Genomic DNA, 15,726 nt, shown 5'->3' with positions numbered 1-15,726 from the left:
GCAACTTCGTTCCAAAACATTTTTATTATACTCTATAGTTGCAGTCTCTGTGGTTGATAATAACATGACGCGTGACAACGTATCTCGTCGACGATTGCTGCAGGGCGTCGGTGCTGGTGTTGCAGCGACAGCACTTGCAGGTCAGGCTGCCGCACAGGACGACGCGGAGTATATTATCGGACTTCGTGCAAGCAGCGACTTCGACGTGGCCAAAAAGCGGGCAAACGGTGTTCGGTTCGAACTCGACTTCGGCTCCATCGGGAAGGCCGTCTCCGGGCGTTTCTCCGAGCAGGCTATCGAGGCGCTCGAGAACAACCCAAACGTCCGGTACGCCGAGAAAAACGGCCGAATGCACGCGCTCGAGCAGACGACACCCTACGGCATCGAGAAGGTCGACGCCGATGTCGCTATCGACGACGGGGAAACAGGCGAGGGTGCGAACATCGCGATTATCGACACGGGAATAGACCCCGAGCACGAAACGCTCGCCGAAAACCTTGGCGAGGGCTGGGCGGCCGACGACGCCGAGTGTGACGCCGACTGTGGCGGCGGCGGTCCATTCGGCGGCGGGAACGCCATCGAGGAGTGTCTCGAGGTCTGGGATGACGACAACGATCACGGAAGCCACTGCGCCGGGACGGCTGCGGCAGCGGACAACGGTGAAGGCGTTCTCGGTGTCGCACCCGATGCGACGATGCACGCCGTCAAGGTGCTCGATTGTTCCGGCGGCGGTTCCTGGGACGGCGTTGCGGCTGGCATCGAGTGGGCGGCCGATCAGGATCAGATCGACGTCCTCAGTATGAGTCTCGGTGGCGACGAATCCGACGTCGTGTACGACGCGGTACAGTACGCCGACCAGCAGGGCAAAGTGCAGGTCGCGGCGGCGGGTAACGACGGGGAGTGTACCGACTGTGTCGGCTATCCGGCTGCCCACGACGAAGTCATCGCGGTCAGTGCAACCGACGAGAACGACGACCTCGCGGACTTCTCCTCGACCGGGCCGGAAGTCGAACTCGCCGCTCCCGGCGTCGACACGTTGTCGACGATTCCACGGGACGACTACGCCGAATTCTCCGGCACGTCGATGGCATGCCCACACGTTAGCGGTGCAGCGGCGACGCTCATTGCGGCCGGTTACGACCGAAGCGAAGTTCGACAGGTTCTCAAAGACGGTGCTGAGGATATCGGCCTCGACGACAACGAGCAGGGCGCCGGTCGGTTGAACGTCGCTAACTCGCTCGGGATCGAGGTCGACGACGGTGATGATGGAGATGATGACGATGGTGACGACGGTGATGACGACGATGGCGATGATGGTGACACTGGAGACAACGCACCGGTCATCGACCAGTTCGATGTGTCCACTCGCTCGAGCGGTCCCTGGTCGCGCGCCGATGTCGACTGGGCCGTCTCCGACGAGGACGGTGACCTCGCGTCGGTGACGACAGAACTGCTCGACGGCTCGAGCGTCCTCGACAGCGACAGTTCGGGAGTCAGTGGCTCGAGTGCCTCGGGCGAACACGAGGTTCGCACGCGCGACAATCCTGACGGCGTCCGCCTGACGGTGGTCGACGAAGCGGGCAACGAGACGAGCGAGACGCAAGACTACTGATCACGTTCCGGCAGGCCTCGAACGAATTTCGCTCTGAAATCCGTGGCAGGCTGCCGAGAGGGTCTCTTTTTTGACGATTCGCTACGTGGCTCCGGCTGTGACGTTCAGCATCTGCGTTCACGAGACCTACGAGAACGAGGACGGCGAGGAACACGACCGCTTTGGCGTCGCGGTGACGACCCGGCTCCCCGGCGTTGGCACGCTCTGTCCGTTCGCGAGCGAGAACGGGGCCGTGGCGACCCAGAGTCTGGTCAACGTCGAACTCGGACGCAAGGGAATCGAGTACATCGACGACGGTCTCGCCGTCGAGGACGCCCTCGAGGCGCTGCTCAACGCCGACGACGGGGCGTCGAACCGCCAGCTTCACGGCGTCGACCGCGAGGGAACGTTCGTGTTCTCGGGCGAGGACTGCAAAGACTGGTTCGGACACCTCGAGGGCGAGGGATTCACCGTCGCCGGGAACCTGCTCACCGGCGAGTCGGTGATCCAGGCGACGGCAGACGCCTACGAAGACGGACGGGACGGCGACGCCCCGCTGGCCGAACGACTGGTCGACGCGCTCGCCGCCGGACAGGCCGAAGGCGGTGACAAACGCGAGGAGCTACGGGTCCAGAGCGCTGCTGTGCGCGTCGAAACCACCGAAGAGCCCGCACTCGAGCCGTTCTACAACAATCTGCGCGTCGACGCCAGCCTCGAGCCGATCGTCGACCTCGAGGAGACGTACGAACTGGCAGTAGAGGGCTACGAAAAGACGCTCGAACTGTACGAAGACGCCTACGAGGATGATGAGATGGGTGAGGATGATGAAAAAGGAAGCTGACTCGAGCGAAGCGACCGAGGCGGCGGACACGCAAACGTAGCCCTCGTAAGTGCGTTTCCGTCATTTTGCCGCGTTCGCTTTCGGATGGGTTACGCTTTCACTCGAGATGGTGAAAACATCGGAGGGAGGGCGATTATCCGGAGAATGAGTACAGTTCGTCACCGACGTAGTGTAGCGAGTCGACGACTTTTCCCTCCGAGCCGACCATGTCGTCGCCACCGACGCGCGCACGGCCGACTGCGAGTATCTTTCCGTGTGATTCCTCAGCGATTAGCACGAGGTCGTCGGGTTCGATTAGTTCGTCGGCTTCGGTGATACCTGGACGCATCACGTCCGCACCGTCGGAGACGAACGAGACTGCACCGGCGTCGACGGTGACGATGCGCTGAGATGGTTCGTAGACGTTCGCCCCGCGGACGGTGAGAAACGGCTCCTCGTCGAAGTAGGCAATTTCGGGCGAGCCGTCGACCAGGACGACCTCCCAGTCGCTCTCTTCGAACTCGACGCGCTCGTACGCGTCGCCATCGAGGGTCACGCCCAGCCGGTCAGCGACGACGGCCTCGATGTCGGAGACGACGTCGCTCCGAAGGTGGTGTCGGGATTTGACCTGCATACTCCTCAGCACGAGCGGTTTCGGTATAAAACGTCCGTCTCTCGTTGTGGTCGTCCTCGAATGTCGTGAGAAATGCTAAGTACTCACACGATAATGGCTCGAGTATGAGGTTCTCGCGGTGGCGAACCGAGATGGTCACCTGTATCGCCTGTGGCAACCGGCTCTCTCGGGCCGATGCGCGCGAATATGACAAGTACGGCAATCGCTGGGACCGCGAGGGGAAGACCTTCGAGTACCTGTGTAAGCCCTGTGACCGTGATCGCTGCCGCGCCGATAGAGGGGGGCTCGAGGACCAGCTCGTCGCCCTCGAGGCTGGCGAACACTCACAGGAAGCGTTTTTGCGTCGATATCGGTGTGCGATCGAGCGGAAACGGCTCGAGGGTCCCTGAATATCATATTCATACGGGTAGATTGATGCGGTCCGGACGGGTTCTGCCCGGCGTCCCGACACGTCTTTGGCACTCCTTTTCGTAGGCACTGGTATGAGCGACGACGCACAGGCCGCAGCCGGCACGGCCGAAGGGCAGGGCCCGGTCCAGATTTCCGAGGACATGGCACGCCATCTCGAGAACAAACGCGAGGAACTGTTCGAGAAGTTCGAAATCCGGGACGAGTTCCCCGAACCCGTCCTCGAGGAGGCCAGAGAATTGACCCAGGACCCACAGGCCGACATCGACGAGGAACTCGAGCATCGGCGGGACCTGCGGGAGATGACCACGTGGACGACCGACCCTATCGACGCCCAGGACTTCGACGACGCGCTTTCGATCGAAGAGCGAGAGGAGGAGTACGTCCTCTGGGTCCACATCGCCGACGTGACCCACTACGTCCACCCCGAGTCGAAGATGTGGGCTGAGGCCGTCGAGCGCGGGAACACGGTCTACCTGCCGGCGTACACCATCCACATGTTGCCGCCGGTGCTCGCGGAATCCGTCTGCTCGCTCGTGCCGAACGAGGAGCGACTGGCCCACACCGTGGAGATGCATCTGGACAAGGAGACACTTTCCTACGAGTCGATCGACATCTACAAATCCGTCATCGAATCGGACGAGCGACTCACCTACTCACAGGCCGAAAACCGCCTCGACGACCCCGACGCGCCGCTGCACGAGGAGAACAAGCTGGTTTTTGAGGTCGCCAACGAGATGCACGAAATCCGCAAGGAAGACGGCTCGCTCGTGCTCAATCCGAGCCGCGACCGGGCTCACACCATCATCGAAGAGTGTATGCTCAAGGCGAACAAGGCGGTCACGCACGAACTGATGTGGTCTCGAGGCGTCGAGGCGATGTATCGCGTCCACCCGCAGCCAACGCCCGACGAGTGGTCGAAAGCGCTGCAAGAGATTCAGGATCTAGATGGTGTTTCCATCCCCGGCGATACGTGGGACGACCCTCGAAAGGCCGTCAACGCGACCCTCGAGACGGCTCCTGGTCGCCAACTCGATAAGATCCAGTGGGCGGTCATGAAGGTGATGCCGCGCGCGAAGTACATGAACGACCCGTTCGGCGGTCACCACGCGCTCAACTTCGAGATTTACGGCCACTTCACCAGTCCGATTCGCCGACTGAGCGACCTGATCAATCACTGGATCGTCTACCAGAACGACGTCCCCGAGAACCTGATCGAACTGTGTGACCGAGCGAGCGATAAACAGAAGGCGGCCGAAACGTGCGAACGCGAGTACAAAGGCTTCCTCTCGGAGGTAGGTCTCGACGCGCAGGCGGTCAACAACCGTGGCCTCGAGGTCGTCGAAGAGAGCGAGGCCGAACGAACGTTGTGAGGAGGCCTCGGCGTACAGAGCGGTAAAGCCGCGAAGAGAGTGAGAACGACAAGACGGTGTGAAGGGGTCTGGGCGTACCGAGCGGCGAAGGCGCAAAAAGCGAGACTCACGAGACGAGCTAATCACTCCTCATCTACTGGTTTCTCCGCGTCTACTCGAGTTTCTTCTCGAGGAGCAACACCCGATAGGACGCTCCGTCGAGTTCTTCGAAGACGTCGTCACACCGTTCGTACCCACGACTCTCGTAGAAACCGACGCCATCCTCGTTTCGAGCGAACACCTCGAGTCGACACCGCTCGTAGCCGTCGGCCTCGAGTGCGATTTCGGCGCGTTCGAGCAGGTCAGTCCCAATCCCTCGACCCCAGCTGTCCGGACGGACGTACAGCCGCATCAGGTGGCCAATGCGTGGCTCGTCAGTCCAGGGACCGCCGTGGACGAATCCAACGAGTCTCGAGTCCTCGCGTGTTGGGGAGCCGTTGGTTGCGACGAAAACGTGGTGTTCGGATGCGCGGATGGACGACCGAAGGGAGTCGAGGGCGTACCACTCGTCGATAATTCCGTCGACGGTGCCAGCACCGAGAAAGCCGTCGTAGGCGGCGTGCCAGCTTTCTCGAGCGACCGACTGGATGGCCTCGGCGTTGCCGGCGTCGGCCTCGCGTATGGCGAACCCGGTTTCCATGGCCGAGGGTGTGTGCCCCTCGAGTAAACCGATTGTGGTGCCCTGACAGCCGATACCGTAGATTCTTGCTACTTGGCACGAAGATGGGGTGCATGACGACCATCTTGCTCACCGGTTACGAACCCTTCGGCGAGTTCGACCGCAACCCCGCGAGTCGGCTGGCGATGCGACTCGACGGCACCACGTGTGCCGGAGGCTCGATCGTCGGCCGCCAACTTCCCGTCGCGTTCGACCGGGCCAGACTTGCCCTGCTCGAGTTACTCGAGCGACACGACCCCGAGATCGTCCTCTCGCTGGGACTCGCTGCCGGCCGACCGGGGCTCTCACTCGAGCGGGTCGGGATCAATCTGCGGGATACGAACGGCACGCCCGATAACGACGACCGAGACGTGATCGACGAACCGGTCACCGCTGATGGGCCGGACGCGTATTTCGCGACCGTTCCCGTTCGCGAAATGGTCGAGTCGATGAACGAGGCCGGAATTCCGGCGACGCTGTCGACCAACGCGGGAACTCATCTCTGTAACGACATCCTCTACGCGACCCGCCACCACGTCGAGACGACCGATTTCGAGGCCCGGTCGGGATTCGTTCACGTCCCGTTCAGCCACGAGGGGGCCGCGGCGCGCGAGGACACCCAACCGAGTATGTCCCTCGAGACGATGGCTCGAGGTCTCGAGGTCGGTATCGAGACGGCGATCACAGCGGAGAGTAGCCCGTTACGGTAGTATTCACGCACGTCGGAGGGCGGTTCGCCGCGGTAATTCGCCGATGCCCGGTTCAGGCCGATTCGAGTCCGTGGAGCGTTCGTTCACATCGATCAAGACGCCCGTCGGCCGAACAGCTGTCGTCCTCGAGATGTAACACCGGACCCCGCAGGTGCGTACAGACACACCTGATTTCGCCGTCGGTACCGTCGTCTACTCCGGCGGCGATCTGAATCTCCTTGCCTGTCTGGGGATTGCGTCCGGTTCGGGCACTCCGCTTGCTGATCGAGGCCGCCGCAAGGGTGGTAATTTCCTCGAGGCCCTCCCCCGAACGGAAAACGTCGGGGCAGTGACGAAGCAGGTCGGAGCCGGCCGCGCCGTCGTAGACCATCGACCCCTGCGCACTCAATTCGCGCTCGAGGCGACCCGATATGGCGTTCCGTCGGTCGGCATCGGCACTCGTCACGTCGAGTACCTCTGGTAGCCCGTCGGCAACGAGCAGTGTACACGAGTCGGCGTACAGCGCGCCGTCATCGATGAGCCAGCCACCGGCGTACAGACACTGATCGCCTCGAGTGAGACGAGTGAACCACAGCAGGGCGGGAATCGGGGCGGAACAGCCTGGCGGCGTGGCGGCGACCGGACAGACGAACGTCGAGGTAACGCGGATACCGCCGCTGTCGGTCTCAGAACCCCACTCCTCGAGCGTGTTTCTCCGCTTCGAGCGAGCCTGGAAGTGAGCTGACGATGCTCGTTCCTGGGAGACGGCGAGGACGGAGGAAGCACCGTCGGCGTCTGCGGGGACGCCGGTCACGCAAACGCCATCTCGGGTCGTGGTTGCCCGAACGCCACGCTCGGCGTTCCCGTCCGGGTCGATGACTGACGACAGGGCGGCTCGCTCGTTATTCCCCCAACAGTAGAGCGTATTGTCGTCTTGAGCACAGCTTCGTCCATCGTCAGCCAGTCCGGAAAGCACCCGCCCGGGGGTGAGCGAGTCGGCCAGAGCCGGGCCGCCGCCGGGGACGCTTGCAGCTGGCAGTGAGAAGACGAATCGCTCGCCTACCGTTGGGTCGCCAGCCAGATACTCGTAGACGGCCGCATCGACGGGCGCGAGTTCGTCGGCAGCGGGCTCGAGCGTCGCCTCGAGGAGGACGATATCGCCCTCGACGACGTCTTTGACGGCTTCGACTTCCTCGGTTGCTTCGTCCCAGTTACCGTCTTCCAGGGCCGTTTGGGCCCGTCGCGTCCCGAGGTGTCGGGTATCTGCATGCTCGCGAACCGTTTTACAGACGTCTCCCGGACAGCTTTCGATCAATTCCTGTATCTCGTCGATCGTTCTTGCCATCGTTTCGAGTGCCCGTGTCGCCGCCGCCCGGTCGCGGTCCTCGAGCGCTTCGAGACAGGAACCGACTGTCTCGAGCAGTGAACGCTCGCGTTCGAGCACGTCCACTACCGGGTCGCCTGGTTCCGGTTGGTACTCGCTCCTGCGTTTGTTCGAGCGAACGGAGTTGTAATCCTGGGCTTTCGTGCTCGAATTGGTGAACCAGCCCTCGAGGTCCACCGACCCCGACACGGGGCCGACGCTCCCATCGACGCTCCCCACGAGCGAGATGACGGTGCTCGGGTCGGCCTCGAGTGCCCGGTTCGAGGGGTCGTCATACGAGAGGGCGACCGTTCCGGCCCCGCCGCCGTAGTGGATCGCCGGTGTGGCAATCGTATTGGTTGCTGCACTCGCAATTCGCCCGACACAGCCTGCCATACTTCCCATTGCGAGGGCTCCGCCGGTGGCGAGCAGTGCCCGCCGCGTCGTCCCCGTTCCCTGCGAGTCTCGTCGGTTTCGTGTGGTAGTCCCCCGAATCATCTCTGTTCTTGAAGCGTCTGGATAATATCTGTGTATCGCAATTCTGATAAATAATCTGCACGACGGCTCGAAGACCGGCTCCCGTCTCGAACCGTACGTCGTCGGTAACTCGAGGTCGTGTGCCGTAACAGTAGATGACTAACTGATATTTAATATGGGTCTAATAGTAAATCACTCTTTATACCAATTCTATTATCACAATACAATCTATTTACTATTGTAGATGTATTGGTTGGTTTACGCCGCTCAGCAGTCACCGGACACGCCTTCGTACAACTGTCCCGTCGCCCGTCCACCGTGACAGCCTTGTTGCTTCGCCTCGCTGGTGTGTGTATGGGTCTCGAGCGCCGCTGTTATGCCTGCGACCGAATGACCGAGCAACCACGCGCAAGATGCGACTGCGGTGAGCCGCTGTGGTTTCCGGTTCGACCGCTCGAGGCGTGGCCGGCGGACGGTGGACCGGCGGGTTCGATCTGGCGGTATCGTGACGCCCTCCCGGTCGACCGGCCAGCTGGCGATCTCGCGCCAGGGGTGACGCCCTTGCTCTCGGTTCCAACCCTCCGCAAGGAGACGGGTCTCGACCTCTGGCTCAAAGACGAGGGGCGGAATCCGACGGGCAGTTTCAAAGACCGGGGAAGCGCCGTCGGTGTCGGGGTCGCACTCGAGCGTGCGACCGACGGCTCGTCCGAGGGAACGACCACCGAACCCGCTCGAATCGCGACCGTCTCCCACGGCAATATGGCGCTGAGCACCGCGGCTTGTGCCGCCGCGGCCGACCTCGAGGCAACCGTTTTCGTCCCCGAAGACATCGCAAGCGAGCGCCTGGTCGCGATGGGCGCGTTCGACCCGGAGATCGTTCGCGTGCGCGGTGACTACGGTCGGCTCTACCACGACGTCCTCGAACTGGGTGTTCGTCACGGCGTCACGGTCTGTAACTCGGACGTGCCGTCCCGCGTGGCGGGCCAGAAAACCCTCGCGTTCGAACTCCTCGAGGCGGTGTCCGATCTCGATGCCATCGTCCTCCCCGTTTCCAGTGGGGGGAACGCGAGTGCCGTCTGGAAGGGACTGCTCGAGATGTGCGCTGGCGGGTTATGTCCCGACCTTCCCGCGTTGTACCTCGTGCAGGCCGCGGCCTGTGATCCGATCGCTCGCGCCTATCGTGCCGACGACGACGTTGTGACACCGATCGACGATCCTGATGTCACGGTGGCGTACTCGATTGCGAACGCTGATCCACCGAGCGGAACGCGTGCACTCGCCGCCGTTCGCGACACGTGCGGTTCGGTCGTTTCGGTCGACGACGACGCCATACTCGCCGCTCAGCGCCGACTCGCAACCGCCGGTATGCGGGTCGAACCATCGTCGGCGACCACGCTGGCAGCGATCACGACGCTGTGTGAGTCAGGATCCCTCGAGCCAGGTGACCGTGTCGCCGGCGTCCTGACGGGGCGGGGCTACGGAGGCGGCGGTACCGAGCCGGAGTCGACAGTCAGCACTCGCGACGCCCTTGATGCCGTCTTTTCGACCTGACTTCGTTCACGTCCGTTCGGTCTCCTCGGCAGCCTCCTGTAATCGCTCGAGTTCGGCCTCCGCTTCGGGTGATCGGCGATGTTGAGGTGACGTGATCGCCTCACCAGAGCCTTCGATCCGGCCCTCGGGATCCTCGACGGCAAGCCACTCTCGAACCCGTTTCACCAACCTATGAATCATGAAGGGCTTCTCGAGTGCCGATTCTCCCTCGAGCACAAAAGTATTGATGGGTCGATACGATTAGCGAAAGCACACCTCGCTGTTACTCGTTTGCACGGACCTCGAGACGACACAATACTCTTAGTATCGGAGCGTGTACCAAGACGTATGGCAGATAAACCCACCTCCGGTGAAATCTTTGGCGTACCGTACAATTTTGAGCGACCGAGTTTCGGACGGATGCTCTCGTCACACTGGAAGCCCGGGGAAGGAATGCTCGTCGAGAAACCCTTCGGGATCGGCTACACGCTCAACCTGGCGAACTGGCGTTCGTGGATCGTCGTCGCCGTCGCCGGCGCGCTCCTCTGGCAACAACAACAGAGCGAATCCAAGGGGGCCGACGAGGCGGCTGCCGACGAACCCGTCGAAGTCATCGTCGACGACGAGAGCGACGACTAATCGGTTATTGTTTTCTCTCCGGTCTGGGACCCACCAGGTTCGATCGGAGACCAGTAACCAGTCAGAATACGCCGTCTCAGTGTTTTTTGGGGTCTCGACGCGCCTCGAGCCGCTAGCCTACGCGTTCACCTGTCGGCCGCTTCCTCGAGCACTTCGCGATTTCGAATCCAGCTATCGGCACCGAACTTCCGGGCGGCTAACTCGCGGGCGGCCTCGAGTTCGCCGTGACGCCAGCCGTCGACGGGGTCGGCGTCACACCAGTCCTCGAGTGCGCTTGCCAGGTCAGAAACCGCACGTTCACGGCTGATTCCGGTCTGTTCGCGGATGCTCGTAACGCGGTCGGTGAACGTCTCGGTCGACACGCTATCCGTGGTGAACACGCCAAGGTGGGCCGCTGGCTCGCGGTCGAAACTGATCGATCCGTGCTGGATCACGACGTCTCGCTGGCGATACTGGGCGTTACCGCTGAGTTTCTGTGCTGGTCTCCCTTCGTTCGGAACCACGATGTCGTGGGCGGGATTGATATCCCGAAGATAACAGGACGGGTGATAGATAGCGTCCTGTGTTTCGTCGGCGAACTGCGCGTCGACACCCATGCGGGAAAACGCATCGAGAACCGGCTCACAGAACAGCGCATAACACTCCATCAGGTCGCCAGGGACCTCACAAGCGGGTGCGACGATGGTATACGAAATGTCGGCAACGGCGTCGTGATAGATGCCGCCACCACCGGTCTGACGTCGCGTGACGCCGATGTCGTTCTCCTCACAGAACTTCCAATCGACGGTGTCCGGATTCTGTCGATAGCCGAGAGAGAGCGTGGAGGGCTCCCAGTCGTAGACGCGAACGGTTCGGATGTCGTCTTCGAGAGCCGTCCGTGCGGCAATCTCCTCGAGTGCCATCTGGGTGGGGCCATCTCGGGGGTCGTCCACGATCAGCCGCCACTGGCGGTCGGCGAGTGCGGTCATACTCGAAGGCTCGAGAGCAAGTGAGAAAGTGATTGCGACCTGCCTCGAGTGGCCCGGTACGTATTTTCGGCACTCTTCTCTGCGAGCGACGTCAGAACCCTTATTTGAGCAACTCTCGAAATGGCGTGTATGAGCCAGGCAAACGAACGCCTCCGCCGCTACCTCGAGAATGACCTTGGAGCATGTCGGAACGAGGACGTCCAAGAGCGACTTGACGAACTCGAAGACCTCGAGACGACGCTGGACCCCACGTTGATCGCACAGGACGTACAAACGTTATCCTCACTCGGCAATGAGACGCGTTACCGATTGGTTCGGTTACTCGTCGAGGCGGATGCGGAACTGTGTGTCTGTGAGATAACGCCACTCGTCGACGTCAGCGATAGCGCTGTCAGCCACGCGTTATCGAATCTGACTGAATCGGGACTCGTTACGAAGCGAAAGGAGGGTCGATGGCGGAAGTATCGGGCGACCAGACGCGCTCAGGCACTGCTAACGGTTCTCGATGGCGCCCGCTAGCCCTGCGTTGGCATCACACGGTGGGTGGGCATGGATGGGTTTTTGAATGAGGGCCTCTTCAATTGAAGTATGTCTCAATCAAACTGGGTCGGCCAGACTTCAGATACAGGTAACACCGGAACTGAAGGAGTTACCCTCGAAACACACAGCACCCTCAGTAAACGACAGCGTGAGTCGAATGGCTCGGCGTATGGTGTCCAGGCCGGTAGCTCTGACCTGATCTTTTTCGAGGGGATTCTTCCCGAAGAGTCTGGCGTTGTGATGAACGAACCTTCAACTGAGGATCAAACTGACCTGTGTCTCGATCGACTCCAGTCGGTGCTTGCGGCGTCGAACCTCACGCTCGAGGACGTGATGAAAATCGAGGTCCAACTGACGGATATCGGGACACGTGACGTTGTCGACGATGTCTACAAGCGACGATTTGACGGTTCCTATCCACCTCGAACGACCACCGGCGTGTATGCGCTTCCAGGTAATGCCGGTATCCAACTCGACGTCGTTGCCGCTATCGAGCAACTGATAGAATAATGAAAGAAAACTCTCTCGTCTCGGCGGTAGCGTCGGGTATCGTCAACGCAAGCCGATTATCGGAGGTCGACCCTGATGAGTGACCTCGAGCACCAACACGGATCCGACTGTTCGTGTCCCGACTGTGGGGACCCGCGTTCGATGGATTTCCTGGACAAGTATCTGACCGTCTGGATCTTTGGAGCGATGGCTCTCGGTGTCGGCCTGGGCTATATTACACCGGGTGTCGTCGGGCCGATTCAGGAGTACTACCTCGTCGAGATCGGGCTGATCGCGATGATGTACCCACCGTTGGCCAAGGTCAACTACGGCCAGCTACCGCGGGTGTTCAGCGCCTGGCGCGTGCTCAGTTTGAGCCTCATCCAGAACTGGCTGATCGGGCCGACGCTGATGTTCGCGCTCGCGGTGGTCTTCTTCAGTGGCCTCGTGCCGCCGTTTCCCGCCCACCCCGAGTACTTCCTTGGCCTGATATTCATCGGCATGGCCCGTTGTATCGCGATGGTACTCGTCTGGAACGACCTCGCAGACGGCTCGAGTGAGTACGCTGCCGGACTGGTCGCGTTCAACAGCGTCTTTCAAATCATCACCTACGGAGTGTACATCTGGTTTTTCGCCCTGTTCTTGCCGCCACTGCTGGGTATGGACGCACTGGTGGCTGGGATCGGCACGTTCGATATTACGGTCGAACAGGTGTTCTGGGCGATTGCGATCTTCCTCGGCCTTCCGTTCGCCGGTGGTATCCTCACTCGGTTCGGCGGCGTCCGCGCGAAAGGAGAGGAGTGGTACGAAGAGCAGTTCGTCCCGAAAATTAGCCCCGTTACCCTGATCGCACTCCTGTTCACCGTGATCGTGATGTTCGCCACCCAGGGTGACAACATCCTCGCCCAGCCAACCGACGTCCTGTGGATCGCCGTCCCGCTGACGATATACTTCGTGATCATGTTCCTCGTGAGCTTCGCGATGGGGCGTGGTATCGGTGCGGACTACTCGACGACCACCGCGATTGGGTTCACCGCGGCATCGAACAACTTCGAACTCGCGATTGCGGTCGCGGTCGCCGTCTTCGGTGTTGGCTCCGGTGTCGCGTTCGCGACCGTGGTCGGCCCGCTTATCGAAGTGCCAGTCCTCCTGGCACTGGTCAACGTCGCCATTTACTTCCAGCAGAAGTTCGACTGGGCGGGCTACGAAACCGGGCAACTCGAGAGCACGAAACCCACAGACGAGGACACGACTCCTGCAAAAACAGACGACTGATCTCCAATGACACTCAACACACTCTTGATTCCCACCGACGGAAGCGATGCAGCCCAGGCCGCTGCACGCCGTGGCTTCGACCTTGCAACACAACTCGAGGCGGACGTTCACGTTCTTTCAGTTGCGGACAGTTCCATCGCGACGGGAGCGGGATATTCGGGCGATTCAGCATCGATCCGGCGTCGACTCCGCGAGCAAGCTGACGTGCGTGCGACGGCGCTTCGAGAAACGGCAACAGCGCGTGGACTCGAGGCCACGGCCGCAGTTCGTGAAGGGATCCCGGCCATGGAAATCGTCGACTACGCCGACGAGCACGGTATCGACGCTATCGTTATTGGGACGGTCGGGCGGGGCGGTGTCACCCGGGCGATTATCGGTAGCGTTGCCGATAAAGTCGTTCGAACGGCTTCCGTGCCCGTGGTGACGATTACGCCTGCTGCTGGCGAGACGGCGGATCGACAGACCGAGTTTGACTCGATACTGTTTCCGACCGATGGGAGTGAGCGATCGACCGATGCAATCGATCGCTGTCTCGCACTTGCCGACGCGCTCGAGGTGACCGTCCACTTCCTGATGGTGATCGACGATGACCTCACAGAAACGCTCGAATCGGTCGTCGATACCGGTGCCGATCCCGCCAGTGAGCGTACGGAATCGGCTGACGAGCACCTCGAGACGCTTGCCACCCGTGCTCGAGCGGATGGTCACGAGGTCGTGGTCGCGACGACAAGCGGGAAGCCAGCGACGGAAATCCTCGAGTATGTGAAGACGGGGGGCATCGACATGGTTGCGATGGGAACGGCTGGTCGAAGCGGATTCGAACGGGCGATCCTCGGCAGCGTCACCGACAGGGTGATTCGGACCGCTCCAGTGCCGGTAGTAACGGTTCGACCGAACGAGATGTAATGAACGCCCACGGTATTTAGCCGGTGAAACGATTTACCACCTACCGCGATGCCCGCTTGCGATAGGGTGTACACCGACTGTCACTGACTACTGTCGCCGCGTCGTAGACGACACTCGATGTCCCACCGACTGGACTCGAGTCCGTTGCTCTGTAAATTGAGAGTTGCACTTCGCTTTTTGAGCGCACTGCCACTCGAGTAGCGACGCTTCGGCCAATGGCTCATGCCTGTTTCGCCAACACTTGGAGATTTCATATAGTTCCATTTGGTTTATGCGGGGCGTGCACTGGACCTGAGCAAGTACACGTCCGTCATCCTCGAGTCGTCTCGCGCAGACTTTTACGTGTACACCGGCTAGCGACGCTATGGTGCGGAACGTCGCCGAGCTGTTGGCGGAACTCGAGACCGAGGATTTCTATCTCCTTTCGGGTATCGAACAGGGGATGCGCTTCTCGGAGTGGGTACAGCGCGAAAAACTGCCCCGTTTTTCGGGATTGACACCCGAAGAAGTCGACTATCGTCTCGAGCGCTGTCTCAAACGAGACCTGGTTGAGAAAAAGACGATCCAGTACGAGGGCTATACCCTCGCGTTCGAGGGATACGATACGCTCGCGTTGCGGGCACTGGTCGAACGCGACACCATCGCGGAGTTTGGCTCGCCACTCGGCGTCGGGAAAGAGAGCGACGTGTACGAGGTCAAATCATACAAACCGCTCGCGCTCAAGTATCACCGAGAGGGGTACACGAACTTTCGCGAAGTCAACCGCGAGCGCGATTACACGTCCGAAAATCGGCACGTCTCCTGGCTCTATACCGCTCGAAAAGCCGCCGAGCGGGAATACGACGCCCTCGAGACGCTGTATCCGGATATTTCGGTTCCTCGTCCGATCGACCAGAACCGCCACGCCATCGTGATGGAGAAAATGGACGGCGTCGAACTCTCCCAGACGCGCCTCGAAGATGGTCAGGTACTCGGTGTCCTCGAGTTGATCTGTGGCGAACTCGCGCGTGCGTACGAGATTGGCTACGTGCACGCAGATATGAGCGAGTACAACGTGTTCGTGGCCGAAGACGGCATCACAATCTTCGATTGGCCTCAGGCTGTGTCGACCGACCACGAACACGCCCGTGAGTTTCTCGAGCGCGACCTCGAGAACATCGTGGGGTACTTCCGCCGGAAATATCCTCGAATCGTCCCGGAGGAGTTGAGCACCAGGGCTCTCGCCACGGAGATAGAGTCAAACGAATTCGATGGGCTACAGTAACGGGTCGCCTGTCGAGGAAGTCCTCGTTTGTTCGTTCAGTGGCAGTTGCGAGAGTGCCCGCTA

Annotated in this window: 17 protein-coding genes; 12 read left to right on the top strand and 5 right to left on the bottom strand. The window is 61.0% G+C overall.

Annotated features, from left to right (window positions below; all coding sequences use genetic code 11):
* Nucleotides 1-49: 49 nt before the first annotated feature.
* Both NLK60_RS07935 and NLK60_RS07930 read left to right on the top strand, forming a co-directional pair.
* Nucleotides 50-1,612, top strand: a complete 1,563-nt coding sequence (locus NLK60_RS07935; RefSeq protein ID WP_254810346.1) for a S8 family peptidase — start codon at nt 50-52, stop codon at nt 1,610-1,612.
* 97 nt (nt 1,613-1,709) lie between these two features.
* Nucleotides 1,710-2,432: a DUF1028 domain-containing protein gene (locus tag NLK60_RS07930; RefSeq protein ID WP_254810345.1), complete on the top strand. Its 723-nt coding sequence runs from the start codon at nt 1,710-1,712 to the stop codon at nt 2,430-2,432.
* Nucleotides 2,433-2,565: 133 nt separating this feature from the next.
* On the opposite strand, the gene NLK60_RS07925 is transcribed toward NLK60_RS07930, so the two are convergent.
* Entirely contained in the window at nt 2,566-3,045 is a 480-nt protein-coding gene (locus NLK60_RS07925; RefSeq protein ID WP_254810344.1) for an RNA-binding protein, read from the bottom strand.
* A gap of 104 nt (nt 3,046-3,149) precedes the next feature.
* Between NLK60_RS07925 and NLK60_RS07920 the strand changes: the two genes are divergently transcribed.
* Nucleotides 3,150-3,434: a DUF7562 family protein gene (locus tag NLK60_RS07920; protein WP_254810343.1), complete on the top strand. Its 285-nt coding sequence runs from the start codon at nt 3,150-3,152 to the stop codon at nt 3,432-3,434.
* A gap of 93 nt (nt 3,435-3,527) precedes the next feature.
* Entirely contained in the window at nt 3,528-4,826 is a 1,299-nt protein-coding gene (locus NLK60_RS07915; RefSeq protein ID WP_254810342.1) for an RNB domain-containing ribonuclease, read from the top strand.
* Between the two features lie 151 nt (nt 4,827-4,977).
* Here the strand turns inward: NLK60_RS07915 and NLK60_RS07910 are convergent, their stop codons facing one another.
* A complete protein-coding gene (locus tag NLK60_RS07910; RefSeq protein WP_254810341.1) occupies nt 4,978-5,505 on the bottom strand; it encodes a GNAT family N-acetyltransferase in 528 nt (175 codons plus the stop codon).
* A gap of 92 nt (nt 5,506-5,597) precedes the next feature.
* Here NLK60_RS07910 and pcp point away from each other — a divergent pair, with 92 nt between their 5' ends.
* Nucleotides 5,598-6,233 (top strand): pyroglutamyl-peptidase I, encoded by a 636-nt coding sequence (pcp, locus tag NLK60_RS07905; RefSeq protein WP_254810340.1) that lies wholly within the window; start codon nt 5,598-5,600, stop codon nt 6,231-6,233.
* Nucleotides 6,234-6,285: 52 nt separating this feature from the next.
* On the opposite strand, the gene NLK60_RS07900 is transcribed toward pcp, so the two are convergent.
* Complete coding sequence (locus NLK60_RS07900; RefSeq protein ID WP_254810339.1) at nt 6,286-8,073, bottom strand: HU family DNA-binding protein; 1,788 nt, start codon at nt 8,071-8,073, stop codon at nt 6,286-6,288.
* A 333-nt stretch (nt 8,074-8,406) separates the two neighbouring features.
* Between NLK60_RS07900 and thrC the strand changes: the two genes are divergently transcribed.
* Nucleotides 8,407-9,603, top strand: coding sequence for a threonine synthase (thrC, locus tag NLK60_RS07895; RefSeq protein WP_254810338.1), 1,197 nt, complete (start codon nt 8,407-8,409; stop codon nt 9,601-9,603).
* Between the two features lie 6 nt (nt 9,604-9,609).
* On the opposite strand, the gene NLK60_RS07890 is transcribed toward thrC, so the two are convergent.
* A complete protein-coding gene (locus NLK60_RS07890; protein WP_254810337.1) occupies nt 9,610-9,783 on the bottom strand; it encodes a hypothetical protein in 174 nt (57 codons plus the stop codon).
* A gap of 147 nt (nt 9,784-9,930) precedes the next feature.
* Between NLK60_RS07890 and NLK60_RS07885 the strand changes: the two genes are divergently transcribed.
* Nucleotides 9,931-10,221: a DUF5808 domain-containing protein gene (locus tag NLK60_RS07885; RefSeq protein WP_254810336.1), complete on the top strand. Its 291-nt coding sequence runs from the start codon at nt 9,931-9,933 to the stop codon at nt 10,219-10,221.
* Between the two features lie 125 nt (nt 10,222-10,346).
* Here NLK60_RS07885 and NLK60_RS07880 read toward each other — a convergent pair whose 3' ends face one another.
* Nucleotides 10,347-11,189, bottom strand: coding sequence for a lipoate--protein ligase family protein (locus NLK60_RS07880; protein ID WP_254810335.1), 843 nt, complete (start codon nt 11,187-11,189; stop codon nt 10,347-10,349).
* Nucleotides 11,190-11,318: 129 nt separating this feature from the next.
* Between NLK60_RS07880 and NLK60_RS07875 the strand changes: the two genes are divergently transcribed.
* The 5 genes from NLK60_RS07875 (at nt 11,319) to NLK60_RS07855 (ending at nt 15,663) form a co-directional block, all read left to right on the top strand.
* Nucleotides 11,319-11,708 carry an ArsR/SmtB family transcription factor gene (locus NLK60_RS07875; RefSeq protein ID WP_254810334.1) on the top strand — a complete coding sequence of 130 codons (390 nt, stop codon included), beginning with the start codon at nt 11,319-11,321 and terminating at the stop codon, nt 11,706-11,708.
* A 69-nt stretch (nt 11,709-11,777) separates the two neighbouring features.
* Nucleotides 11,778-12,239 (top strand): RidA family protein, encoded by a 462-nt coding sequence (locus NLK60_RS07870; RefSeq protein WP_254810333.1) that lies wholly within the window; start codon nt 11,778-11,780, stop codon nt 12,237-12,239.
* A gap of 75 nt (nt 12,240-12,314) precedes the next feature.
* Complete coding sequence (gene arsB, locus NLK60_RS07865; protein WP_254810332.1) at nt 12,315-13,493, top strand: ACR3 family arsenite efflux transporter; 1,179 nt, start codon at nt 12,315-12,317, stop codon at nt 13,491-13,493.
* Nucleotides 13,494-13,499: 6 nt separating this feature from the next.
* Complete coding sequence (locus tag NLK60_RS07860) at nt 13,500-14,399, top strand: universal stress protein (protein ID WP_254810331.1); 900 nt, start codon at nt 13,500-13,502, stop codon at nt 14,397-14,399.
* 364 nt (nt 14,400-14,763) lie between these two features.
* Nucleotides 14,764-15,663 (top strand): serine/threonine-protein kinase RIO2, encoded by a 900-nt coding sequence (locus NLK60_RS07855; RefSeq protein ID WP_254810330.1) that lies wholly within the window; start codon nt 14,764-14,766, stop codon nt 15,661-15,663.
* Nucleotides 15,664-15,726 lie beyond the last annotated feature (63 nt).

Source organism: Natronosalvus amylolyticus, from assembly GCF_024298845.1.
GTDB lineage: Archaea > Halobacteriota > Halobacteria > Halobacteriales > Natrialbaceae > Natronosalvus > Natronosalvus amylolyticus.
This window is presented reverse-complemented; position numbering and strand designations above follow the sequence as displayed.

Excerpts from the sequence above, each read along its gene's own strand:
- NLK60_RS07915 (WP_254810342.1), top strand. The coding sequence starts at position 3,528 with ATGAGCGACGACGCACAGGCCGCAGCCGGCACGGCCGAAGGGCAGGGC.
- NLK60_RS07855 (WP_254810330.1), top strand. The coding sequence starts at position 14,764 with ATGGTGCGGAACGTCGCCGAGCTGTTGGCGGAACTCGAGACCGAGGAT.
- thrC (WP_254810338.1), top strand. The coding sequence starts at position 8,407 with ATGGGTCTCGAGCGCCGCTGTTATGCCTGCGACCGAATGACCGAGCAA.
- NLK60_RS07910 (WP_254810341.1), bottom strand. The coding sequence starts at position 5,505 with ATGGAAACCGGGTTCGCCATACGCGAGGCCGACGCCGGCAACGCCGAG.
- NLK60_RS07885 (WP_254810336.1), top strand. The coding sequence starts at position 9,931 with ATGGCAGATAAACCCACCTCCGGTGAAATCTTTGGCGTACCGTACAAT.
- NLK60_RS07900 (WP_254810339.1), bottom strand. The coding sequence starts at position 8,073 with ATGATTCGGGGGACTACCACACGAAACCGACGAGACTCGCAGGGAACG.
- NLK60_RS07870 (WP_254810333.1), top strand. The coding sequence starts at position 11,778 with ATGTCTCAATCAAACTGGGTCGGCCAGACTTCAGATACAGGTAACACC.
- NLK60_RS07880 (WP_254810335.1), bottom strand. The coding sequence starts at position 11,189 with ATGACCGCACTCGCCGACCGCCAGTGGCGGCTGATCGTGGACGACCCC.
- pcp (WP_254810340.1), top strand. The coding sequence starts at position 5,598 with ATGACGACCATCTTGCTCACCGGTTACGAACCCTTCGGCGAGTTCGAC.
- NLK60_RS07875 (WP_254810334.1), top strand. The coding sequence starts at position 11,319 with ATGAGCCAGGCAAACGAACGCCTCCGCCGCTACCTCGAGAATGACCTT.
- NLK60_RS07860 (WP_254810331.1), top strand. The coding sequence starts at position 13,500 with ATGACACTCAACACACTCTTGATTCCCACCGACGGAAGCGATGCAGCC.
- NLK60_RS07920 (WP_254810343.1), top strand. The coding sequence starts at position 3,150 with ATGAGGTTCTCGCGGTGGCGAACCGAGATGGTCACCTGTATCGCCTGT.
- arsB (WP_254810332.1), top strand. The coding sequence starts at position 12,315 with ATGAGTGACCTCGAGCACCAACACGGATCCGACTGTTCGTGTCCCGAC.
- NLK60_RS07925 (WP_254810344.1), bottom strand. The coding sequence starts at position 3,045 with ATGCAGGTCAAATCCCGACACCACCTTCGGAGCGACGTCGTCTCCGAC.
- NLK60_RS07890 (WP_254810337.1), bottom strand. The coding sequence starts at position 9,783 with ATGATTCATAGGTTGGTGAAACGGGTTCGAGAGTGGCTTGCCGTCGAG.